Source organism: Peribacillus faecalis (assembly GCF_014712675.1).
GTDB classification, from domain to species: domain Bacteria; phylum Bacillota; class Bacilli; order Bacillales; family DSM-1321; genus Bacillus_AD; species Bacillus_AD faecalis.
Genome location: NZ_JACXSI010000034.1, coordinates 35,285 through 58,769 on the forward strand (window position 1 = coordinate 35,285; position 23,485 = coordinate 58,769).

A 23,485-nucleotide genomic window follows, 5' to 3' on the forward strand; every position below is an offset into this window, starting at 1 on the left:
TTTGGTTATAGTTAGGAGTTAAACTTCCTTGCCAAAATAAAACCCATAAGCACTCGACTTATGGGTTTCTTGAAAAATATTAAATTAGCGGTTTCCTTTAATATAAGGCTTACCGGAAGCTTTTGGCGCATCTGCGCGGCCGATGAAGCCCGCTAATGCGATAATTGTTAATACGTATGGAAGGATATCCAAGTATACTTTCGGAATTTCGCTGAAGAATGGAAGCGAAGCACCAACTACGCTCAAACTTTGTGCTAATCCGAAGAATAGCGCTGCGCCTAATGCGCCAAGCGGATGCCATTTCCCGAAAATCATCGCAGCAATCGCCATGAAACCTTGACCGTTGATTGTCGCATGACTGAAGTCATTTGTTACTGTAATTGCGTGGATTGCTCCCCCGATACCGGCAAATGCCCCCGATAGAATAACACCCATATAACGAACGCGTGTTACATTGATCCCCATTGTATCAGCAGCCATCGGGTGTTCCCCAACCGCACGAATGCGAAGACCGAACGGTGTTTTATATATAACATACCAAACAATGAAAGGAACTATAATCGCAATATATGAAATCACATAAACGTTTTGGAAGAAGATTTCTCCGATAACCGGAATATCGCTTAATAAAGGAATATCCGTTTTGTCAAAACGAACAGAAATTCTGTCAGTTTGACCTTTATCATACATTAACTTAACTAAGAACAAACATAGACCAGCTGCAAGGAAGTTCAGAGCCACACCACTGACTGTTTGATCGGCGCGGAATGAAATAGATGCAACTGCATGCAATAATGAAAACAGCATACCCACAGCCATTGCCGCAATAATTGCCAACCATGGTGTCCAAGCACCAAGAGAATCACCGAATGATAATGTAAATACAATCGATGTGAATGCCCCGAAAACCATTAAACCTTCTAAACCGATATTTACTACTCCGGCACGCTCAGAGAACACGCCGCCAATTGCTGTAAAAATAAGAGGAGCTGCTAAAGCAATCATAGAAGGTATGATAATATGCAAAATTTCTACAAAGCTCATTTATTTCGCCCCCTTACGTTTCTTGCGTTCTAAGAACACACGAATGACATAGCTTGATGCTACAAAGAAAATAATAAGTGCTATCACGATATCTACCAATTCATTTGGTACACCCGCAGCGAACGGCATATTTAAAGCTCCCATTTTTAAAGCTCCAAACAGTGTTCCGGCTAAAACAACGCCAATAGCTGTGTTTCCGCCTAACAATGCAACTGCTATCCCATCAAATCCTATACCGGAGAAGCCGCTTTTTACACTAGTAAACTCGTAAGTTCCCAAACCTTCCATCGCACCTGCCAAACCTGCAAACGCACCGGAAATTACCATTGAGAATACGATATTTTTGCTTACATTCATACCTGCATAGCGTGATGCTTCTTCATTGAAACCAACTGCTTTAAGTTCATAACCTGTTTTTGTTTTATCTAAGATGAACCACATAATAATCGCAGCGATAATCGCGATGACAATTCCCCAGTGCAGACGAGAATAATCAGTCATGCTTGATAAAAATTCTGAACGTAATGAAGCTGTTTCAGCAATGCGTTCTGTCGTATCCGAATTCTCTGTCAGCACGTTACGGATTAAGTAGTTTGTGACATATAGAGCTGTATAGTTCAGCATTATTGAAACAATTACTTCATGGACACGCAGCTTTGCTTTTAATAAACCCGGAATCGCTGCCCATAATGCACCAGCTACAGCTGCTGCAACAACTGCTACCGTTACGTGAACACCTGCCGGTAAATCAAAAGCTGTACCAACCCAAACCGCTACGAACCAGCCGATAATTAGCTGTCCTTCAACACCGATATTGAATAATCCAGTTTTAAAGGCAAATGCGACAGCAAGACCTGCCAAAATTAATGGCGTGGCTTGTCTGATTGTTTCCCCAATATTATATTCATTTCCGAAAACACCTTCTAAAAGTGCCTGATAACCTGAAATTGGATTATATCCAGACACAAGCATGATCAGCGCACCTGCCAGTAAACCTAGTAATACGGCTATAACAGGTACTAATAAATTGACCGTACGCTTAGACATTAGTTACTTCCCCCACTTCCGTTCTCTTACTTCCGGCCATTAGAAGACCCAGTTCTTGTTCATTTGTTTCTTTAGGATCGACTACGGCTACTACTTGTCCTTCATACATAACAGCGATGCGGTCACTTACATTCATAATTTCATCTAATTCAAATGAAACAAGAAGAACCGCTTTTCCTTGGTCACGCTGTTCAATCAGACGCTTATGGATAAATTCAATCGCTCCGACGTCCAATCCGCGTGTAGGCTGTGCCGCAATCAGTAAATCCGGATTACGGTCAATTTCACGACCGATTATCGCTTTTTGCTGGTTACCGCCAGATAAAGCACGTGCGAGAGTGCTTTCACTAGGCGTACGCACATCATATTCGGCAATAATTTCTTTCGCTTTTTTTACGATTTCTGTTTGATTTAGTACCCCATATTTAGAATATGGCTCTTTGTAATACGTTTGCAGAACGATATTGTCGCTCATAGGATAATCCAATACAAGCCCGTGTTTATGACGGTCTTGCGGAATATGGCCTACTCCAGATTCTGTCACTTTACGTGGAGTCAATTTCGTTATATTCTTATCATTCAACAGTATTGAACCGGATTCGATTTTTCTCAGTCCTGTAATAGCTTCAATCAATTCTGATTGACCATTGCCGTCAACACCGGCGATACCGACAATCTCACCTGCACGGACATTTAAATTCAAGTTGTTCACAACGTTCACATGACGTGAATCTTTAACAACAAGGTTTTCGACTTTTAATACATCCTGCTTCGGATGAGCTTCTTTTTTCTCAGTTTTGAAAACTACTTCACGGCCAACCATTAAGCTTGCCAGTTCATTTTCATTTGTATCTGCCACATCCACTGTGCCGATGCCTTCACCTTTACGAATAACCGTAACACGGTCACACACTTCCATAATTTCTTTCAGCTTATGCGTAATCAAAATAATAGATTTGCCTTCTGCAATCAGCTTTTTCATGATGGAAATCAATTCTTTAATTTCCTGAGGCGTAAGAACGGCAGTAGGCTCGTCAAATATAAGAATATTAGCACCGCGATATAGAGTTTTCAAAATTTCAACACGTTGCTGCATACCTACCGTAATGTCTGAGATTTTTGCATCCGGGTCGACACTTAAACCGTATTGATCAGATATTTTTTTAACTTCTTTACTTGCTTCTTTTAAGTTAATTTTACCGAATCTTGTTGGTTCTTGTCCTAAGATGATATTTTCAGTTACAGTTAATGGATCAACAAGCATGAAATGTTGGTGAACCATCCCGATTCCTAAATCATTCGCTATGTTCGGGTTTGAAATATGTACTTTCTCCCCATTTACACGAATTTCACCTTTTTCCGGCTGATAAAGACCAAATAACACATTCATCAAAGTGGATTTTCCAGCCCCATTTTCCCCAAGTAATGCATGAATTTCGCCTTTTTTTACTTGCAGCGTAATATTGTCATTCGCTACAATGCCCGGAAATTCTTTTCTAATGTTAAGCATTTCAATAACGTATTCCACTTTTTTATTCACTCCCTTATATACAGAGCAAAGATGTTTTCATATTTTCTATACATCTTTACCAACTTTATTTTTTTAAAAAAGCAAAGGAAAACTTGTAAGAAGTCCTACAACTTACACCCTTTCATTTACTTTTTCTATTATTTCGAGGTTCCCGTTCATTTTTCCTGTTCATTCTAATGTGTAAGCGTTTTAAAAGCTAATTAATTGCAATAATATATCATGTTTACAATTTTATAGCTGTAGAACCAATTTTTCCTTACGTTATTGTACTATAGCAATTGTGATAAAGAAACAAATAATATTAAAATTAAAATTAGTTTTATTTGAAATTCTTCTCTATATTCGTAAATGAAGGAATACCTAGCAAAACCGGTATTCCCCCATTTACATGTCATCAAATTAGAAGCCCATTTCCTTTAACTCAGCACGAGTTGTTGGAACTTTAGTCTCACCTGATTTGATTTTTTCTGTCCACTCTTCAACAGCAGTTAATGCTTCTGCAGGGACGTTGTCCGTAGTTGGTGCAATACCAACTCCGCCTTCTTCAAGACCATATTGGATGATTTCTCCGCCCGGGAAGTTACCAGCCATTGTTTTTTCAGAAAGGTCCTTAACAGCAACATCAACACGTTTAACCATTGAAGTTAAAGTAACGTTCAAATCCGTGCCTGGCACTTTACCTTCTTCTGCTTGGTCACGGTCAACACCGATAACCCATACATTTGCGTTAGCATCTGCTTGTTTTAGCTCTGTAGCCGCTGTGAATACACCATTACCCGCACCGCCGGCAGCATGATAAACAACATCAATATCTTGTTTGTACATGGAGTTAGCAATTTCTTTACCGATATGAGCTGAACTAAAGTCATTTACATATTGTACTGTTACTTCAGCATCAGGCTTAACAGATTTAACACCGGCAATGAAGCCAACCTCAAACTTATTGATTAGTTCAGAATCTACACCGCCGATAAAGCCGATTTTATTAGATTGCGTAGCGTAGGCTGCGACAACACCGACAAGGAATGAACCCTGCTCTTCTTTAAAAGTGATGCTGGCAACATTCTCTGCATCTACAACTGAATCGACAATTGCAAATTTAGCATCCGGATTTTGCTGTGCAACTGCTGCTACATCTTTTTCTAATAAGAATCCAATACCATAAACTAAGTCAAAATTATTTCGTACTAACGTATTTAAGTTAGTAGCATAATCTGCATCGCTTTTGGATTGCAAATATGTGTATCCGCTATTGCCTTCTTCAATTCCATTTTCATCACCAAAAGCTTGCAAACCTTCCCAAGCTGATTGGTTAAATGATTTGTCATCAACACCGCCGGTATCAGTTACCATGGCAACAGTGAATTTTGATTTTTCTTCTGTATCCCCAGATGATTTATCATTGCTGCTCTCGTCACTGCTTCCGCAAGCGCCAAGGATTGTTCCTGCTGCTAATACTAGAGATAATGCCAAACCGAATTTGCGTTTCTTCAAAATAACTCCCCCTAATTACATATCATTTTTTGTTCGAATGAATGTTAAAACAGAAAAGAAATCACAGAATCAAGTCTACTAAAGGCTATCTCATTTAATGATTAAAAGTTCATTGCTTTTAATTCTTCGTGAGTTGTTGGAATTTCAACTTCACCTGCTTTGATTTTCGCAGTCCACTCTTCAATTGCAGCCAGTGTTTCTTCAGACATGTGATCACCGGTAGTTGCAACTGAAATAGCTTCCTCATCTAAACCGTAACGGATAGTTTTTCCGCCAGGGAAGTTTCCTTCTTTAGTTTGAGTTGCTAAGTCTTTAACCGCAACGTCTACACGTTTAATCATTGAAGTTAATGTTACATTTAAGTCAGTGCCAGGTACTGCACCCTCATCATATTGGTCACGGTCTACACCGATTACCCATACATTTTTGTTGTTATCAGCTTGTTTAAGCTCAGTCGCAGCTGTGAATACACCGTTACCAGTAGCACCAGCAGCATGATAAATAACATCGACGCCTTGTTTGTACATTGAGTTAGCAATTTCTTTACCGATTTCTGCTTTATCAAAAGCATTCGCATACTGCGCACTTACTTCAGCATCAGGTTTAACAGATTTAACACCAGCAATGAAACCTACTTCAAACTTGTTAATAAGTTCAGAATCGATACCGCCAATAAATCCAATTTTGTTTGACTCAGAAGATAATGCCGCTGCTACACCGACTAAGAAAGAACCTTGCTCTTCACGGAATGTAATACTTGCAATGTTATCTCCTTCTACTACTTCATCAACAATAGCAAATTTTGAATCAGGACGTTGTTCTGCCACTTCTTTAATGTCTTCAGCTAATTTATAGCCGATACCATAAATCAAGTCGAAATTGTTGCGAACTAAAGTGTTAAGGTTAGTTGCATAATCTGCATCACTTGCAGATTGAAGATAATCATATCCGCCAGTGCCTTTTTCTAACCCGTTTTCTTTACCGAATTCTTGGATGCCTTCCCATGCTGATTGGTTGAATGATTTGTCATCAACCCCACCAACATCAGTAACCATTGCTATAGAGAAGTTATCTTTAGAATCACTTCCGCTATTTGAGCCTTTATCGTCGCTTCCGCAAGCTCCAAGAATTGTTCCCGCTGCTAAAACTGCTGATAATGCTAAACCTAATTTACGCTTTTTCAATGATGTAAACCTCCCAAGATGTTTTTTGATTAGTAGATCAAACAAATTACATTCGTTTTCTTAGCACATGAAAACTAAACTGATCCGCCCTAAAATAATTGATTGAATACAATATAGGACGATCCATGTCGTCATAATGTGTCTGTTTTAATACAAGTAAAGCTGTTTCCGGGTCGCATTGCAGCAAAGGTGATATTTTCTCATGGTAACCAAGCGGTTCAATAACAGACACTGCATATGTAACTTTAATGGACGAATAATTTTCCAATATATGAAAAATAGATTCTTCTTGATGTGAAAAAGAGCTGGGCAAATGTTTCTCCAGGATAGTATCCAAACAATATACAACCGGCTCTCCATCTGCAGTTCGAATACGCTCGATTACTACTAGTGCATCATCCTTTTCGCATTTGAGCTTTTGCAATGCTTCATCGGAAGGAAATTGAACTGTAGAACTTAAAAAGATGGTACCTGCCTTCATTCCAGCTTGCGTAATCATATCGGTTACGCTTGTTAGTTGTTCAATTCCTGAGCTGAGCACAGACTTCGCATTCACAAATGTTCCTACACCGTGTTTGCGAATAACCATGTGTTCCTCTTCAAGAATACGCAAAGCTTCTCTAAGGGTAGCTCGACTAACACCGAGTTGCTTAGCAAGTTCGAATTCTGATGGTAGTTTCTCTTTATCCGCATAAACGCCATCTTTTATATCTTTTTTAATCCTATCAATGACCTGCAGATAAAGAAGACGGTGATCTTGCCTTATCGTCATCAAGCATTCCCCCAAAACTAATACACCTAAGACGTCAGACCTCAGATGTGCAATCTTTCTACTAATCGTTAATAGATTATCACTTTTTAAATAATAAATAAATAGCCAACATTTAATTTTTTAACAAAAGTGTGTGAAAAATATAACGAATTTAGCATAAAAAGATAAAATCGGCTCGTTATTTGACAATTAATACCACATTTCCAACATAATCATTGTCTTATCCGCTCTTAATCACGAAAGAGTATAACCTTATTCCCCTATAGTGTTCAGCTATTAGGGAGATAGTAATAGATCCAAGCGAAACTCAAAACAGTTTGAAATTCCGCTTGGACCTCGGTACAACTATGAATGTTTAACGTCAGGAGTCAAATCTTCCTTGTTTACTAATACCACCCTTGGCTTACTGCCCTCATACGGGCCGACTATACCTCTTGCTTCCATTTCATCAATTAAGCGCGCTGCCCGTGAATAACCAATTCTGAATCTTCTTTGCAACATAGATACAGAGGCTGTTTCCATTTCTATCACCAGCTGAACAGCTGAATCATACAGTTCATCCGCTACTTCTTCAGTAACTGTCTGTGTATCATCAGGAATCATATCTTCATGATATTGTGCCTTTTGCTGCGAAATAACATAATCAACAATCTCTTCGACTTCCTGGTCGGACAAAAATGCTCCTTGTACTCGGATCGGTTTAGAAGCTCCGACAGGTAAGAAAAGCATATCACCTCTGCCCAAAAGCTTTTCCGCACCGCCCATATCAAGAATTGTACGTGAATCGGTTGCTGAAGAAACGCTAAACGCAATCCGAGATGGAATATTAGCCTTTATAACGCCTGTAATGACATCAACTGAAGGTCTTTGCGTTGCAATTATTAAATGAATGCCTGCTGCTCGAGCCATTTGCGCAAGTCTTGTAATGGCATCTTCCACATCCGAAGATGCCACCATCATTAGGTCAGCTAACTCATCGACAATGACAACGATATAAGGTAATAACGACTGTTTCGCTTCGCTTTCCATATTATGAAGCTTAATATGGTCATTGTAGCCTTCAATATTCCTCGTTCCTGTATGTGCAAAAAGTTCATATCTTCTTTCCATTTCATTGACAACTTTCTTTAAAGCTTGAGACGCCTTTTTTGCATCAGTTACTACAGGTGCCAATAAATGAGGTATTCCATTATACATATTGAGCTCTACCATCTTAGGGTCAATCATCATGAGTTTGACTTCATGAGGCTTTGCCCTCATTAGTATGCTGGTTATAATTCCGTTTATGCACACTGATTTACCTGAACCGGTTGCTCCGGCAACAAGCAAGTGCGGCATTTTATTAAGCTTAGCCATAACTGCATCCCCAGCAACATCTCTGCCTAATCCAATCAATAGCTTTGAATCCGATTCAAGCGATTGTTTGGAATCTAGCACCTCACGCAAGGAAACCATAGCAACCTCAGAATTCGGCACTTCAATTCCAATCGCTGATTTCCCCGGAATCGGCGCCTCAATCCGGATGCCCTTTGCAGCTAATGCTAAAGCGATATCATCCGATAAACTAACAATTTTGCTCACTTTTACACCCACAGCCGGGTGAACTTCATACTTTGTGACAGCCGGCCCTAAATGTACTTGGGTTACCTTTGCATTAACACCGAAACTACTGAATGTCCGCTCAAGCTTTGCTGCATTCTCATGAATACGTTTATATTCTTTCGTTTGGTCTGATTTGCCGGCCATCTGTAAAAGTGACAGGGGAGGCAGTTGGTACTCCGCATTCTCTACTTCAACAAAAGGCAACGGCTGTGTCGATTCATTAACGTCTATTTCTTCTAACTTCGCTTCTTCCTGCAAAACAGTTGTTTCATCCGGAATCACATGAACTTTGCGAGTCTCTTGCGGTTGTTCATATTTTGCCTTTTCAGAGAAAGAGCTAATGTCTATCGGTGTTGCTTCTATGTATTCCTCGATCTCCTGTGCCGGCTCCGCAATAGGGTTCACTGTCTTTTCTTTCTTAGGCTTTTTCTCTTTCTTTTGACTGATTGAAAATTCTTTTCTCAACCCTTCAAATTGTTTCTTAAGAAAATCCTTTGACCCAATGATCAACTTACCGAATACTTCACCAAATGTTTTGCCGGAGACGAGAATTAAACCGACTATTAATGTGATTAAGCCTGCTATTCTTGCACCTGCAGAAGCAAATAAGAAATGGAATAAGGCGAACAAGAGTGCCCCAAGCATACCGCCTCCCAAATCTGAAGGATTCGCGCCTGCACTCGTTGCCTCCATCCAAAATAATTCAAATGTATTTTGAATAACGCTAGGCTTCTCGAAGGGTCCTCCTTCTGACAACAATTGAAACAACTTTACATGGCTCAATAGCAGGATACTTCCAACTATTAAATAAATTCCAATCATTCGACGTCCGGCAAACGGCGGAAAGTCTCTCTTCCACATTAAATATAAGGCCAATAAAAATAGAGATATCAATAAAATAATTTCCCATTCTCCCATAAAAAAGCGCGCAACCATTGAAAGCGCAACTCCAAAAGCACCAAGTTTTGCTATAGATATTACAGCCAGACCAGCCATTATAAGACCGGTTATTTCATACTTTAGGGTGCGTTTCATCTCTGAGGTCGATTTGCTTTTTCTTCTTCTTTTTCTTTTTGCCATTTCATCACCCATACTTTCTTTTGTTCCTAGAGAAAGCAGCCAAATGGCTGCTTTTATGACCTCACACATATGTCCCTACAGAATAAACGTTCTTATTCAGTATACCATATAATTCATAATTAGACGCCTCGAATTAGCGGTATTTCAATCATCTTGCCCGGCTGCAGTTCTTCTCTTAAATAGTCTTTCGGATCAGTGCTTAATATGCTTACAATTTGATAGCGATTTACTGCGAGTCTCTCCACCGTAACAAGTACACCATTGTAATAAACATTCTCTTGACTGGCTTTAAATTCCTGCTCTGATTCATAGATGATTTCATGCGGTACAATCGTATACAAGATCAATTTAAAGTCGTCTTCCCTTCGTCACTTGATAAATCACTCTTATTCTTTTCTATCAATTCATTCAACTTCTTCATCGCTTGCCCGACCCCGCCTACAGCATCGATCAGGCCCATCTCCACCGCATCAGTCCCGACAACATTCGTTCCGATATCGCGCGTCAGATTACCCTTCGCAAACATTAACTCCTTAAAGTCGTCTTCTGTTATATTGGAATGCTTCGTCACAAAATGAATAACACGGTCCTGCATTTTATCCAAATACTCAAATGTTTGCGGAACACCAATGACAAGTCCGGTCAGCCTGATCGGATGAACTGTCATTGTCGCGGTCTCTGCAATAAAGCTGTAATCGCAGCTTACAGCAATAGGAACACCGATCGAATGTCCTCCTCCCAAAACAATTGAAACAGTCGGTTTTGATAAAGACGCTAACATTTCAGCTAAAGCTAGCCCGGCCTCTACATCTCCCCCGACTGTATTCATAATAACAAGTAAACCCTCTATATTCGGATTTTGCTCGATTGCTACTATTTGCGGAATAACATGCTCATATTTCGTTGTCTTATTTTGTGTCGGCAATTGCATATGCCCTTCTATTTGACCGATAATCGTCAAACAATGAATCTTTGAATCGGACATTTGTGGAACAGTCGTTTGGCCAAGCTGCTGTATTTTATCCAAAATTGAAGGAGGCTTCTCTCCTTGTGGCTCATTTTGCGGCGGTGATTGCTGATTTTCAAACATAGTGAACTCCCCTTTACGAATAATAGTACTAGTATGAACGCAGTTTTGCCGAATCATTCCTTTTAGAAAAACCGTCACCGGTCCTTTTTCATTTTTGAATCCGCTACATGAATTCATTTCAATGAAAAAGGAGACATGTGGCAGGACTAAGATGAATCACACAAGAAACCCGGTTTTGGTTTCTTGGGGGAGGCAGCTTAGGACATAGCATGGCAGGTGTATGGTTAGACAGCTATCTATGTTCAAAAATATATACTTTTTAGAAAAACCGTCACCGGTACTTCATCTGAAGTTTACTGCAAATCTTGTGTATGCGTCTCACCAAACGTAAAAAAAGCTTGATAAATCAGCTGCCCTTTAAAATAAAGAACAGCGGAATTATCAAGCTTTTATAATAAATATTAAATTTCCATAATGATTGGCAGAATCATTGGTCTTCTTTTCGTAGCTTCATATAAATGCGAACTCAAACGGTCACGTACATCCTGCTTCAAGCTAGACCAATCAAAGTTAGCGCCACTGACATTTTCTTCAACTGATTCACGAACAATTTCTACAGCTCGATCAATAAGATGCTCAGATTCTCTCACGTATACGAAACCTCTTGAGATAATCTCCGGACCGCTTACAATAGCCTTTGTTGCTCGGTCTAAAGTTACAACGACAAGTAAAATCCCGTCTTGCGATAATAATCGTCGGTCGCGAAGCACGATATTCCCGACATCGCCGACTCCGCTTCCGTCTATTAAAATATTACCTGCACTTACTTTACCGGAAATGCGAATCTCATTCTTTTTCAATTCCACTACTTCGCCATTTTCGGCGATAACAATGTCATCCTTATCTAGATTGCATTTCTTGGCTATTTTTTCATGAGCTTTCAGCATACGATACTCACCGTGAACAGGCATAAAATATCTTGGCTTCATTAAATTGAGCATCATTTTCAATTCTTCTTGCGCACCATGTCCAGGTACATATAAAGAGCGTTTGCCTGCGACAACTTTGACTCCTGTGCGGAATAAAGCATCAATTGCTCTTGACATTGCCAATTCTCCACCTCTTACAGGTGAAGCAGCAACAACAACTGTATCTGTCGATGTTAAAGCAACCTGTTTATGAGCTTTTCTGGCCATTCTTTCAAGCGCTGAAATCGGCTCTCCTTTTGCTCCTGCAACTAAAATAACAACTTCATGATCCGGTAAATCATTCGCCTCCGAAATAGGGATAATGACATCCTCTTCAACATGTAAAAATCCTGATGAAATCGTCAAATCTGTGATTTGGCGAATTTCATTGCCGACAATCGCCACTTTTCGGTTACTCTTATAAGCGGCATTCATCGTATGCTGAATTGTATTGATGTTAGAAGCGAATGAAGCAATGATGACTCGTCCTTCAGAAGAATGGAAAACATCCATCATATTCTCTTCAATCATCATTTCACTCATTAAATAGCCCGGCATTTCAGCACCTACACTGTCTGACAGTAAAATTAAAACGCCTTCCTGACCTATCTTTGCCATTTTCCCTAAATCAGCTGCATATAGAGGAGAAGCTCCTTGGTCGAATTTAAAATCCCCTGTGTAAACAATACTGCCTTGGTCCGTATCTATGCAAATCCCGTAAGAACCCGGGATACTATGATTCGTCTTAAAAAATTTAATAGTCGTTCCATCAAAGTTTAATAGTGTATTATTATCAATTTCAAAAAATTTCACTTTTCCTTTAAACTTCGCTTCTTTCAGTTTGATCTTAATCAACTCAATGCTAAGTTTCGATCCGTACACCGGAACATCGATATAGTCCAACAAATAAGCTAATGCCCCAATGTGATCCTCATGCCCGTGGCTTATGAAAATCCCTTGCAATTTATGCTTATTTTCAAGCAAGTACGAAACATCCGGTATTACCGCATCGATTCCGAGCATTTCATCTTCTGGGAACATTAGTCCCGCATCCAATACGAACATTTTTTGATCAATTTCTACTACATACATGTTTTTGCCCAGTTCCCCTTGACCCCCAAGAGCAACTATTTGAATGTTACTATTTCCTTTATTTTTCACAAAATTTCCTCCTAATTATATACCACCCGTTCAAAGCAATTACTATCATTATACCGCATACATTTTTTACTTATCAACCTTTTCAGAAAATCTATGTATAAAAAAAGCGTCTCAAAAGTGAGATTGTCACTTTTGAGACAGCCTTTAAAAACTATTAACGATTGTGCTTAATTTCTCACGTTCTTGCCCCGTTAATGGCACTAATGGCAAACGGACAGATCCAACGTCTATCCCTTTCATTTGAAGAGCCGTTTTGACCGGAGTCGGATTAGGAGCAATAAACATGCCGTTCATTACTGGCAATAATCGTTGGTGCATAAGTGCTGCTTTTTCAGTTTCGCCAGATTGGTATGCTTTGATCATTTCTTGCATTTCATTGCCGAATATATGTGATGCTACAGAAACGACGCCTGTCGCACCGATCGCCAGCATCGGAAGTGTTAAATAATCATCGCCTGAATACAATTTGAAGCTTTCATCAGTATTAGCAATAATAGCAGTTGCTGCCGAAAGATCGCCTGTCGATTCTTTTAAAGCGACAATATTTGGAATAGCCGAAAGCTTAACAATTGTATCGACATCGATTTTCACAGCAGTTCTTCCAGGTATATTGTAAAGCATAATCGGTAGCTCTGTGCTTTCAGCAATTGCTTTAAAATGCTCATATAAGCCTTGTTGATTCGGTTTGTTATAATACGGAGCAACAAGCAGAAGACCATCCACACCGATCTTCTCCGCTTTTTTTGATAGTTCAATCGATGCATACGTATTATTAGAGCCCGTACCGGCAATTACTTTTACACGTTTATCGGCTACCTTCACCACATGCTGGAATAATGCTAATTTTTCTTCTGTTGAAAGCGTTGGTGATTCGCCTGTTGTTCCTGATACAACGATTGAATCTGTCCCATTTTCAATAAGGTAATTAACCAGCTGCGTCGTTTTCGCAAGGTCAATATTTCCTTTATGATCAAATGGCGTCACCATCGCAGTTAATACTTTTCCGAAAGAAATCATACTTTCTTTCACTCCTAACGATTTTAATAAAGCATGTTCATCTTATTTCATTGAGTCTTCATAATCAACATGCAATTCGAACGCATCATGCAATGCGTTGACAGCAAGTGATAATTGATCTCCTTCTACAAGCACCCAAATGGTTGTATGACTATCGGCAGCCTGCAAAATTGAAATTCCCTTATCAGACAGCGCGTTCACGATTTTAGCCGTTACGCCTGGAACACCGGCAATTCCGGCACCGACAACGGAAACTTTCGCGCAATTTTTGATGACTTTCGGCTCATATCCGATTCTTTCAAGAGCTGCAATTGCCGTATCTGTCATCTCATCATTGACTGTGTAAACGACACCATTAGGAGAAATATTAATAAAGTCGACAGAAATAGATTCATTTGCCATCGCTTTGAAAATCTCTGTTTGAAAATCATACTGATCTTTTTTAGCATTAACACGAATTTGAGAAATATTACTCATATGCGCGATGCCTGTTACTAAGTTATCATTAATGTCGCTTCCTCGGCTTTGCTGATGCACTGATGTAACGAGCGTGCCTAAGCCATCGCTGTAAGTAGAACGGATGCGAATCGGCACTTTTGCCGCCATCGCAATTTCAACTGCGCGCGGATGAATGACTTTAGCTCCCTGATAAGCCATGTTACATACTTCGTTGTAAGTAACGACAGACAATGCGCGTGCATTGTCTGCAATGCGAGGATCTGCTGTCATGATACCTTCAACATCAGTAAAGATATCTACCCATTCAGCTTGCAGCGCTGCTCCGATTGCCGCAGCAGAAGTATCGCTGCCGCCGCGTCCTATCGTTGTGATATCACCATTGCGTGTCGAACCTTGGAAACCTGCCACTACTACGACATCGACATTTTCTAACTCTTTCAGTAGACGATCACATTTCATATCGATAATTTTCGCATTCGTATGATCATTATTTGTACGAAAGCCCGCTTGTGCGCCTGTGAATGCTGTTGCGTTAATTCCATGCTGTAAGAGCATATTTGCAAAGACAACTGATGAAATCGTTTCTCCCACAGAAAGCAATAAATCCTGCTCTCGCTTTGTTATTAAGCTTTGAGATCCGTCGACCAATGACAGAAGGGTGTCCGTTGCATACGGCTCTCCTTTTCGACCCATAGCTGAAACAACAACTACAACTTTATAGCCTTCTTTAACTGCTTTCTCTATATGTTTTCTTGCATGTGCTCTACTTTCTTCATCTCTGACAGATGTACCGCCGAACTTCTGAACAATAATATTCATTTTCTTTTCACACCTCAAATTACCTCAGCCTGCTTTCTTATTCAATCGACTAAGGAATACTCCTAGGTTATTTTAGCGTTACTAAACCTAATTTAATTAGACTTTCTGCAATTTGAACAGAGTTCCATGCAGCCCCTTTTAAAAGATTATCAGAAACGACCCACATATGAAAGCCTTTATCATTATCTAAATCTTTCCTAATTCTTCCTACGAATACTTCATTTTTGCCTACGCTATGAGCAGGCATCGGATACACTTGGTTGTCAATATCGTCTTCAAGTACGACACCAGGAGCATCCTTCATTAAAGCTTTAATGTCTTCTGCGCTTACACCTGCTTCATTCACTTCAATATATAATGATTCGGAATGACCTGTTACAACCGGAATACGGACACACGTAGCCGCTACTGGAAGCTCAGGCATATGCATAATTTTCTTCGTTTCATTGATCATTTTCATCTCTTCAAATGTATAGCCGTTATCTTGAAACTTATCAATTTGTGGAATTGCATTGAATGCAATTTGGTAATGTTTTTTGTCAGATTTAACAGGCAACACTTGCGGATTAATCTCTTCACCATTCAGAATCTCCTGCGTTTGCGTTTGAAGTTCTTCAATTGCAGCTGCACCTGAACCGGATACCGCTTGATAAGTCGATACAATCACTTTATTTAAACCGTAAGCACGGCGAATAGGCTCCATAGCTGCTACCATTTGAATTGTAGAGCAGTTCGGGTTTGCAATAATGCCTTTATGCTCTTTCAAATCGTTCTCGTTTACTTCAGGCACTACAAGAGGAACATTTTCATCCATACGATATGCGCTAGTGTTGTCAACGACAATCGCCCCGCGTTTTACTGCTTCAGGAGCGAATTGAAGCGAAATACTGCCGCCTGCGCTGAATAAAGCGATATCTACCCCTTCAAATGATTCAGGCTTAGCTTCTTGAACAGTTACTTCCTGACCTTTATATTTGACTTTTGTTCCAGCAGAACGAGAAGAAGATAAAAGAGTTAACTGTTTTATTGGAAAGTCTCTTTTCTCTAATGTTTTAATCATTTGCTGACCGACTGCGCCAGTCGCACCGACAACTGCCACATGCAGTCCTTGTTGTTTCTCTTCCATCATTCAAACCCCTTTTCTTTCTACTTTTGTTAAGTGTTAATTGTTATTTAAGGCATAAAAGCCTTGATTACTATTAGTATAAGAGTGACATTTAAGATTACAAAAATAGGATTCGCCTCTCGCCTACTCACCTAATATATTTTACAATGAACGGCAAATACTTCATGCAGTCAATTAATATAATAGTATGATTTTAAAACTTTTTCACCTATTTCCTTATTAATTAGAATATAAATACAGATAAAATACAATACTAATTTTTCAAATCTACTCTTCCCTATAGCATTAAGTTGATTTTAACATATTAACTTGCAAAAGAAACATATGTTTTCTAAATTTTCTAATTTCTATAATAAACGGCTTATTCATAACGGAATTTTTCAATGATAACCGGCTGCAATTGTTCTTTATTGATAGCCGCTACAATCGTGTCGCGAATAAGCGACATATTCGCCACCATCGATTTTGGTTTCTTTTGCGGATCATCCTGACCATATGGGATAAAGTAGATATCTTTTGCAGCCATCAGCTTCATAATATTCACTCCATTTAAACCTAATGCGTCATTCGTTGATATCCCCAGCACAACAGGACGGTGATTTCTCATCGTCGCCTTGGCAGCCATCAAAACAGGAGAATCTGTCAAAGCATTTGCCAGCTTACTTAATGAATTGCCTGTCATTGGCGCAATTACCATGCAATCGAGCGGCATCTTCGGTCCTAACGGCTCGGCCTTAACGATTGAATCAATAATGTGATGGCCGGTAATAGCTTCGAATCGTTCTACCCACTCTTCTCCTTTTCCAAAACGTGTATTCGTATTTGTAACTGTATGTGTGACAATCGGGATTACTTCCGCCCCTTCTTCCACCAGCTTTTCGATTTCCGGAAAAACAACATCATAAGTACAATGGGACCCCGTTACTCCAAAGCCGATACGTTTACCCTTTAAACTCATTTTCCTACCCCTCTCGCTTCATTAAATCTTCTTCCAGCAGCTGCGTCAGTACATTCGCCAATATTCTACCCGCTGTTTTTGGCGCAACAATTCCTGGCAATCCAGGGGCCAGCAAGGCATTAATTCCCCTTTTTTCCGCATAACGAAAATCCGTGCCGCCCGGTTTCGAAGCTAAATCAATGATCAATGTATGAGCCGGCATCTTGGCAATTACTTTAGCCGTAACAATTTTGGCTGGGATTGTATTAATACAAATATCCGTATCCTTCACTTCTTCTTCTAAATCTTTCAAATAGCATGGCTCTAGGCCCATTTCGGTAATACGGGCGATATGTTCGGTTTTTCTTGCTCCTACCTTAACTTTAGCTCCTAACAGATGAAATACTCTTGCAACACTCATGCCTACTCTGCCAAGCCCTAAAACAAGCACCTTGCTGCCATGGATAGTGAAGTCTGTGTGCTGAATTGCCATCATAATTGTTCCTTCAACTGTCGGAATGCTGTTGTAAATCGCCACATCGTCTCTTTCAAAAAGACGGACCAGCTTACGGTTTGCTTTTTTTGCAATACCGTCCAAATAAGCATTGCTGATTCCAGAATACACCGTACAATGAGCCGGCGTTTTCGTTAATAGCGCACTTGTTAAAATTACCGTTTCATTTGAAAAAATAGTTTCAACTTTCCCTTCTAAGTTCGTACCAGGCACAGGCAAAATAATGCTATCTAATTTATCAAGTTCTAATTCTTCCAGTTTCTCCTTGGTCGCGCCCGAAAAAGAATGGCCTAATTGCTCAAATCCGACTAGAGAAAGCTTTGCGTCATTTTCAGTCAAACTTTTTATAACCTCTAATTGTCTTGCATCTCCGCCTATAACAGCGATTTGCATACCTGTCAGCATGATGTTTCACCTTCTTTAAAGGTCTATTTTCACCCTATTCCTTTGTCATCATATGAACAAATGTGCACTAAGGTGATAAGAAAAACCGTTACCGGTCCTTTTTCATTTTTGAATCCGCCCTCTTGGATTCCCGGGGGAGGCAGCTTAGGACCGAGCATGGCAGGTATAAGGTTAGACAGCTTTCCAAGTTCAAAAATTAATACTTTCTTATCTTTTAAGAAAAACCGTCACCGGTCGTTTTTATGTATTGTTTTAATAAAAAAAGAGCTTCCTAAAAGCATTTGCTTTTAGGAAGCTCTTTACGGATCCACTCCATCCAATTGCGAATCGGGAATGTCTATAATAATCATATCAGTACCGATTTTTTTAATATGACGCCAAGGAACTCTGATTTCGTTGCCATTCCGCTTAAATCCGAACCATTTCACAGAAGGGATAATCAGTGCAACGATTTGACCATTTTCGTTAATTTCCAAATCTGTCTGACCTAAGACGCCAAGCCTTTCAGCCCGCTTTACATCGACAATTTCTTTCCCGCTAAGTTCACTTAATCTCATTAGAATATCACCTCTTTTAAATTGTCCTATTACATTCATATAGAAAATTGGACGTTCTTAGAAGTAAATTCTATAAGATATTGTTAAAGCGTTCCGCGTTACTTGCTTCCAGCCATTTTTGCCCAATCATTGATAGGGCTTATATAGGCCATTGAATGCTGATTGCCGAATACTTTATTTGTCATCGTCATGACGCTGTCCTCAGTAACAGCATCAATCAGTTCGACAATTTCATCTAATGAGCGATGCTTGCCAAGCATTAATTCATTCTTGCCATTGCGGCTCATTCTGCTGTTTGTGCTCTCTAGACTCAGCATTAAATTGCCTTTAAGCTGTTCCTTGCTGTTTGTTAATTCCTTCTTAGTAATGCCGTCACGTTTAAATACATCTAACGTTTGCTGAATCGTTTCAAATAACACATTCATCTGTTTTGCGCCTGTTCCACCGTAGATTGTCACTAAACCGCTATCCTTGTAGCTTGAGTGGTAAGAATAAACGGAATACGCCAAACCGCGTTGTTCCCTGACTTCTTGGAACAATCGGCTGCTCATGCTGCCGCCTAAAATATTGTTCATAATAATTAAGCTGTATGAATCAGGATCGCCGATTGGCAAACCTTCATAACCTAGGCATAAATGAGCTTGCTCGGTTTCTTTCTTTCTGTGCAGTGTATTCATATGGAACGTTGCCTTTTCATTTACGGTTTCGGCTGTTTTTCCTCTTTCAAAACTTCCGAACAGCTTCTCTACCTCTTTAATAAAGCTTTCATCGACATTGCCGGCAATGCTGATGACTAAGCGGTCAGGTGTATACATATCATATATGTATTGCTTCAGTGTATCGCTCGTAAACGTCGCCAATGTTTCTTCACGGCCCAAAATTGGAAAAGCAAGCGGGTTATTTTCATATACAGCCTTGCTTAACAAATCATGAACGATATCATCTGGAGCATCTTCGTACATTTTAATCTCTTCATAAACTACATTACGCTCTTTTTCCAGTTCTTCCTGGTCGAATACGGAGTTGAAGAACATATCTCCCAATACATTTAGTGCATATGAAGCATGGTTATCGAGTACTTTCGCATAATAGCATGTATATTCCTTTGAGGTAAAAGCGTTGACTTGTCCGCCAATGCTGTCAAAAGCTTCCGCAATTTCTTTCGCATTGCGTGTTGTCGTGCCTTTAAAAAACATATGCTCCAAGAAATGCGAGATCCCGTTATTTTTCTCGTTCTCATATGACGAACCAGCTTTGATCCAAAGACCGATTGCCACTGATCGAACTGTAGGAATCTGTTCTAATACGATTGTTGCACCATTTTGACATGTATATTTCTTTATCAATTTTGTTCCTCCCTAACTTCTAGCTGTTTTCCATTGTTTTTTCTTTATTTAGCCTGTCTTCTAAGCCATTAGCTTACAAAAGTAAGTTGAATGCACGGTTCAATCTGATTAATGCATGATCCGTTCTTCCGAAAGTGCATCCGACACTGTTTTAATATGGAGATCTTTCCTTTTGATTTGTATAATCAGCTGTTCCAAGCTTTCAGATGTCGGTTTAGTAGGATGCATTAATATAAATGCTCCTTTATGAATTTTACTCATTACTCGTTCTATTAAAACAGAAGATGGCGGTCTTTGCCAATCAATTGTATCGACACTCCACATAATTGTATGCAAACCATATTCATGTGCTATTTTTACTGTCTCATCTCGAAACGCTCCACTTGGTGGGGCAAATAAAGATTCTGACTCTCCGGTAATTGCTTTTATAATTTTACTTGTCTCGCTAATTTGCTGTCGTGTTTGCTCGGCCGGCAATGAGCTCATATCAGGATGCGAATAAGAATGATTTCCGATCTCATGGCCTGCTTCATGAATCATTTTCACTAAATCAGGGTTGTTCTTCGCCCACTTTCCTTCAAGGAAAAAAGTAGCCTTCACATTATGCTCTTTTAATGTCAATAACATTGTAGGAATATATTCATTTCCCCACGCTACATTGATTAAAAAAGAGACGACAGGCTTATCAGGGTGTGCTCTATAGATTGGAGCTGCCTCAAGCTGGGATAAATGCTTCTTTGGCGAAATTTCCTTATAAATCAATCTTTTCTCATTGAAGACGCCTTCTTTTCTCATATTCTCGTAAGAGGCTTGGATATCAACCTGCAAACCATTATAACCGGGCACCGTTTTCCATACGGAATCAATCATCGCATCTTTCGGAGCAATTTCATATTGCGCTGCCTTCTGTTTAATCTCTTCCAATAAAAGATTCGTCTTTTTGCTGACTGTTACAGCCTGCTGCTCTTTCAATTGAGTAATGTATGTATGAACATAAGCGGATTGTACGATTAGCCATGAAAATAATCCGATGCAAATTACACTTAAATAAAGCTTCCACTTTTGACTCACTTCTCTTATCCTCCTCATCTAACAGAGATGTTTCGTATAGCATTTGTCAATTTGCCGAATACAAAACATGCTTTGTACAGTTTTATGAGAAGTTTAAGTAATATAGAAGTGCTTGAACAATTTAATCATACTGAACTTTTGAACATAAATAAAGCGCCGAGGCAATATTTTTGCCCGACGCTTTGTAACAGAACCTTAACTTAGCTCATTTTCTCTGCTTCTTTTTGTTCTTTTAAAACAGCTTTGCGAGATAAGTTTACACGGCCTTGTTTATCAATTTCAGTAACTTTTACGAGTACATCGTCTCCGATTGCCAGAACGTCTTCCACTTTGCCGACACGCTCTTCAGCAAGCTCAGAAATGTGAACTAATCCATCTTTACCTGCAAAGATTTCAACGAATGCACCGAATTTCTCGATACGTTTTACTTTACCTAAATATGTTTTACCCACTTCTACTTCACGTACAAGATCTTCAATGATTTGTTTCGCTTTACGGTTGTTTTCTTCAACAGTAGAAGAAATGAAGATTGTGCCGTCTTGTTCGATGTCGATCTTAACGCCTGTTTCTTCAATAATCTTGTTGATTTGTTTACCGCTTGGTCCGATAACATCACGGATTTTATCTGGATTGATTGTCATCGTCAAGATTTTCGGAGCGTATCGAGATAATTCCGTACGCGGCTCTTGGATTGTTTTCAGCATAGAGTCAAGAATATGCATTCTGCCTGCTTTTGCTTGTTGAAGAGCTTCTTCTAAAATCTCTCTTGATAATCCGTCAATTTTGATATCCATTTGCAGCGCAGTAACACCTTTAGCTGTACCGGCAACTTTAAAGTCCATGTCGCCAAGGTGATCTTCCATACCTTGAATATCTGTTAAGATTGTGTAATGCTCGTCTTTCTTTACAAGACCCATCGCAATACCTGCAACCGGCGATTTAATCGGCACACCTGCATCCATCATCGCCAATGTGCTTGCGCAAATACTTGCTTGAGAAGTTGAACCGTTTGATTCCAATACTTCCGATACTAGACGAATTGTGTAAGGGAAATCTTTTTCAGATGGAATCACTGGCTCTAACGCTCTTTCACCTAGTGCACCGTGACCGATTTCACGTCGTCCAGGCCCTCTCATAAATCCTGTTTCACCGACACTATATGGAGGGAAGTTGTAATGATGCATGAAGCGTTTTGACTCTTCAACGCCTAATCCGTCAAGAATTTGCACGTCTCCTAATGCTCCAAGCGTACAGATTGATAAAGCTTGCGTTTGACCGCGCGTAAATAAACCTGAACCATGTGTACGAGCTAAAAGACCGGTTTCAGATGACAGCGGACGAATTTCATCCGGTTTACGACCGTCTGGGCGAACTTTCTCTTCTGTAATAAGTCGGCGAACTTCGTTTTTCACAAGCTTACCTAAAATTTCTTTTACTTGTTTTAAAGTATCATCTTCTGCTGCTTGCTCTTCGTAGTGAGCAAGAACGCGTTCCTTTACAGCTGTAATCGCTTCTTCACGCGCATGCTTTTCTTGAACTTGAACAGCTTCGTTAATTTCTGCTTCACACATTGCTGAAACTTCCGCAACAAGCTCTGCATCTAATTCATAAAGTGCGATTTCGCGATTTTCTTTACCAACCTCAGCGACAATCTCCTCTTGGAATGCAATCAAACGTTTAATTTCTTCATGACCGAACATGATTGCTTCTAGCATCACTTCTTCCGGTACTTCATTCGCGCCTGCTTCTACCATGTTAATTGCATCTTTAGTACCTGCAACTGTCAGGTTAATATCGCTTTTCTCCATTTGCTCAACATTCGGATTAATAACGAATTCTCCGTCGATTCTGCCGACAATAGCTCCAGCAATCGGACCTTCGAAAGGAATATCAGAAATGCATAATGCTAATGAAGAACCAAACATTGCAGCCATTTCAGAAGAACAATCTTGATCAACACTCATTACAGTGCTTACTACTTGTACTTCATTTCGGAAACCATCAGCGAATAAAGGACGAATTGGTCTGTCAATTAAACGGCTCGCCAAAATAGCTTTTTCGCTAGGACGTCCTTCACGTTTAATGAATCCTCCCGGTATTTTACCTACTGCGTATAAACGCTCCTCGTAATTGACAGTCAGCGGAAAGAAATCAACTGTCTTTGGATCTTTTGAAGCTACTGCTGTACTAAGAACAGCTGTGTCTCCATAGCGAATAAGTGCTGCACCGCTCGCTTGCTTTGCTAACTGTCCGATTTCTACAGTCAACTTACGACCAGCCCAATCTATGGAAAATATTTTTTTTGTTTGGTCCATGTTTTA

Annotated in this window: 19 protein-coding genes; all 19 read right to left on the reverse strand. The window is 39.7% G+C overall.

Translation table 11 applies throughout. The features are described 5' to 3' along the window. Positions 1 to 84 precede the first annotated feature (84 nt). Positions 85 to 1,044 (reverse strand): ABC transporter permease, encoded by a 960-nt coding sequence (locus IEO70_RS13600; protein ID WP_190998913.1) that lies wholly within the window; start codon positions 1,042 to 1,044, stop codon positions 85 to 87. Further along, the gene (locus IEO70_RS13605) at positions 1,045 to 2,091 is read right to left on the reverse strand and encodes an ABC transporter permease (protein WP_190998914.1); all 1,047 of its coding nucleotides are present in this window, start codon (positions 2,089 to 2,091) and stop codon (positions 1,045 to 1,047) included. Then, positions 2,084 to 3,619, reverse strand: coding sequence for an ABC transporter ATP-binding protein (locus IEO70_RS13610; RefSeq protein WP_190998915.1), 1,536 nt, complete (start codon positions 3,617 to 3,619; stop codon positions 2,084 to 2,086). Before IEO70_RS13610 ends, IEO70_RS13605 begins: the two co-directional genes overlap by 8 nt. Positions 3,620 to 4,021: 402 nt before the next feature. After that, positions 4,022 to 5,116, reverse strand: a complete 1,095-nt coding sequence (locus tag IEO70_RS13615) for a BMP family lipoprotein (protein ID WP_190998916.1) — start codon at positions 5,114 to 5,116, stop codon at positions 4,022 to 4,024. A 101-nt stretch (positions 5,117 to 5,217) separates the two neighbouring features. Beyond that, positions 5,218 to 6,300 carry a BMP family lipoprotein gene (locus tag IEO70_RS13620; protein WP_190998917.1) on the reverse strand — a complete coding sequence of 361 codons (1,083 nt, stop codon included), beginning with the start codon at positions 6,298 to 6,300 and terminating at the stop codon, positions 5,218 to 5,220. A gap of 46 nt (positions 6,301 to 6,346) precedes the next feature. After that, the gene (locus IEO70_RS13625; RefSeq protein WP_190998918.1) at positions 6,347 to 7,072 is read right to left on the reverse strand and encodes a GntR family transcriptional regulator; all 726 of its coding nucleotides are present in this window, start codon (positions 7,070 to 7,072) and stop codon (positions 6,347 to 6,349) included. Between the two features lie 345 nt (positions 7,073 to 7,417). After that, on the reverse strand, positions 7,418 to 9,754 hold the full coding sequence (locus IEO70_RS13630; protein WP_190999006.1) for a DNA translocase FtsK: 2,337 nt from the start codon (positions 9,752 to 9,754) through the stop codon (positions 7,418 to 7,420). Between the two features lie 119 nt (positions 9,755 to 9,873). Then, complete coding sequence (locus IEO70_RS13635) at positions 9,874 to 10,101, reverse strand: YlzJ-like family protein (RefSeq protein WP_190998919.1); 228 nt, start codon at positions 10,099 to 10,101, stop codon at positions 9,874 to 9,876. Beyond that, positions 10,098 to 10,844 (reverse strand): ClpP family protease, encoded by a 747-nt coding sequence (locus tag IEO70_RS13640; protein ID WP_190998920.1) that lies wholly within the window; start codon positions 10,842 to 10,844, stop codon positions 10,098 to 10,100. The genes IEO70_RS13635 and IEO70_RS13640 overlap by 4 nt, the downstream gene beginning before the upstream one ends. Positions 10,845 to 11,245: 401 nt before the next feature. Next, entirely contained in the window at positions 11,246 to 12,913 is a 1,668-nt protein-coding gene (locus tag IEO70_RS13645; protein ID WP_190998921.1) for a ribonuclease J, read from the reverse strand. A gap of 144 nt (positions 12,914 to 13,057) precedes the next feature. Beyond that, complete coding sequence (gene dapA / locus IEO70_RS13650) at positions 13,058 to 13,930, reverse strand: 4-hydroxy-tetrahydrodipicolinate synthase (RefSeq protein ID WP_190998922.1); 873 nt, start codon at positions 13,928 to 13,930, stop codon at positions 13,058 to 13,060. Between the two features lie 42 nt (positions 13,931 to 13,972). Next, positions 13,973 to 15,208 carry an aspartate kinase gene (dapG, locus tag IEO70_RS13655; protein ID WP_190998923.1) on the reverse strand — a complete coding sequence of 412 codons (1,236 nt, stop codon included), beginning with the start codon at positions 15,206 to 15,208 and terminating at the stop codon, positions 13,973 to 13,975. A gap of 67 nt (positions 15,209 to 15,275) precedes the next feature. Next, complete coding sequence (gene asd / locus IEO70_RS13660; protein WP_190999007.1) at positions 15,276 to 16,334, reverse strand: aspartate-semialdehyde dehydrogenase; 1,059 nt, start codon at positions 16,332 to 16,334, stop codon at positions 15,276 to 15,278. Between the two features lie 361 nt (positions 16,335 to 16,695). Beyond that, positions 16,696 to 17,292, reverse strand: coding sequence for a dipicolinate synthase subunit B (locus IEO70_RS13665; RefSeq protein ID WP_190998924.1), 597 nt, complete (start codon positions 17,290 to 17,292; stop codon positions 16,696 to 16,698). Between the two features lie 4 nt (positions 17,293 to 17,296). Further along, on the reverse strand, positions 17,297 to 18,190 hold the full coding sequence (dpaA, locus tag IEO70_RS13670; RefSeq protein ID WP_190998925.1) for a dipicolinic acid synthetase subunit A: 894 nt from the start codon (positions 18,188 to 18,190) through the stop codon (positions 17,297 to 17,299). A gap of 299 nt (positions 18,191 to 18,489) precedes the next feature. Beyond that, positions 18,490 to 18,747: a YlmC/YmxH family sporulation protein gene (locus tag IEO70_RS13675; RefSeq protein ID WP_190998926.1), complete on the reverse strand. Its 258-nt coding sequence runs from the start codon at positions 18,745 to 18,747 to the stop codon at positions 18,490 to 18,492. A gap of 98 nt (positions 18,748 to 18,845) precedes the next feature. Next, positions 18,846 to 20,093 carry a M16 family metallopeptidase gene (locus IEO70_RS13680; RefSeq protein WP_190998927.1) on the reverse strand — a complete coding sequence of 416 codons (1,248 nt, stop codon included), beginning with the start codon at positions 20,091 to 20,093 and terminating at the stop codon, positions 18,846 to 18,848. A 108-nt stretch (positions 20,094 to 20,201) separates the two neighbouring features. Beyond that, positions 20,202 to 21,164 carry a polysaccharide deacetylase family protein gene (locus IEO70_RS13685; protein WP_328820932.1) on the reverse strand — a complete coding sequence of 321 codons (963 nt, stop codon included), beginning with the start codon at positions 21,162 to 21,164 and terminating at the stop codon, positions 20,202 to 20,204. A gap of 200 nt (positions 21,165 to 21,364) precedes the next feature. Next, positions 21,365 to 23,479: a polyribonucleotide nucleotidyltransferase gene (gene pnp / locus IEO70_RS13690; RefSeq protein WP_190998929.1), complete on the reverse strand. Its 2,115-nt coding sequence runs from the start codon at positions 23,477 to 23,479 to the stop codon at positions 21,365 to 21,367. Positions 23,480 to 23,485: the final 6 nt, after the last annotated feature.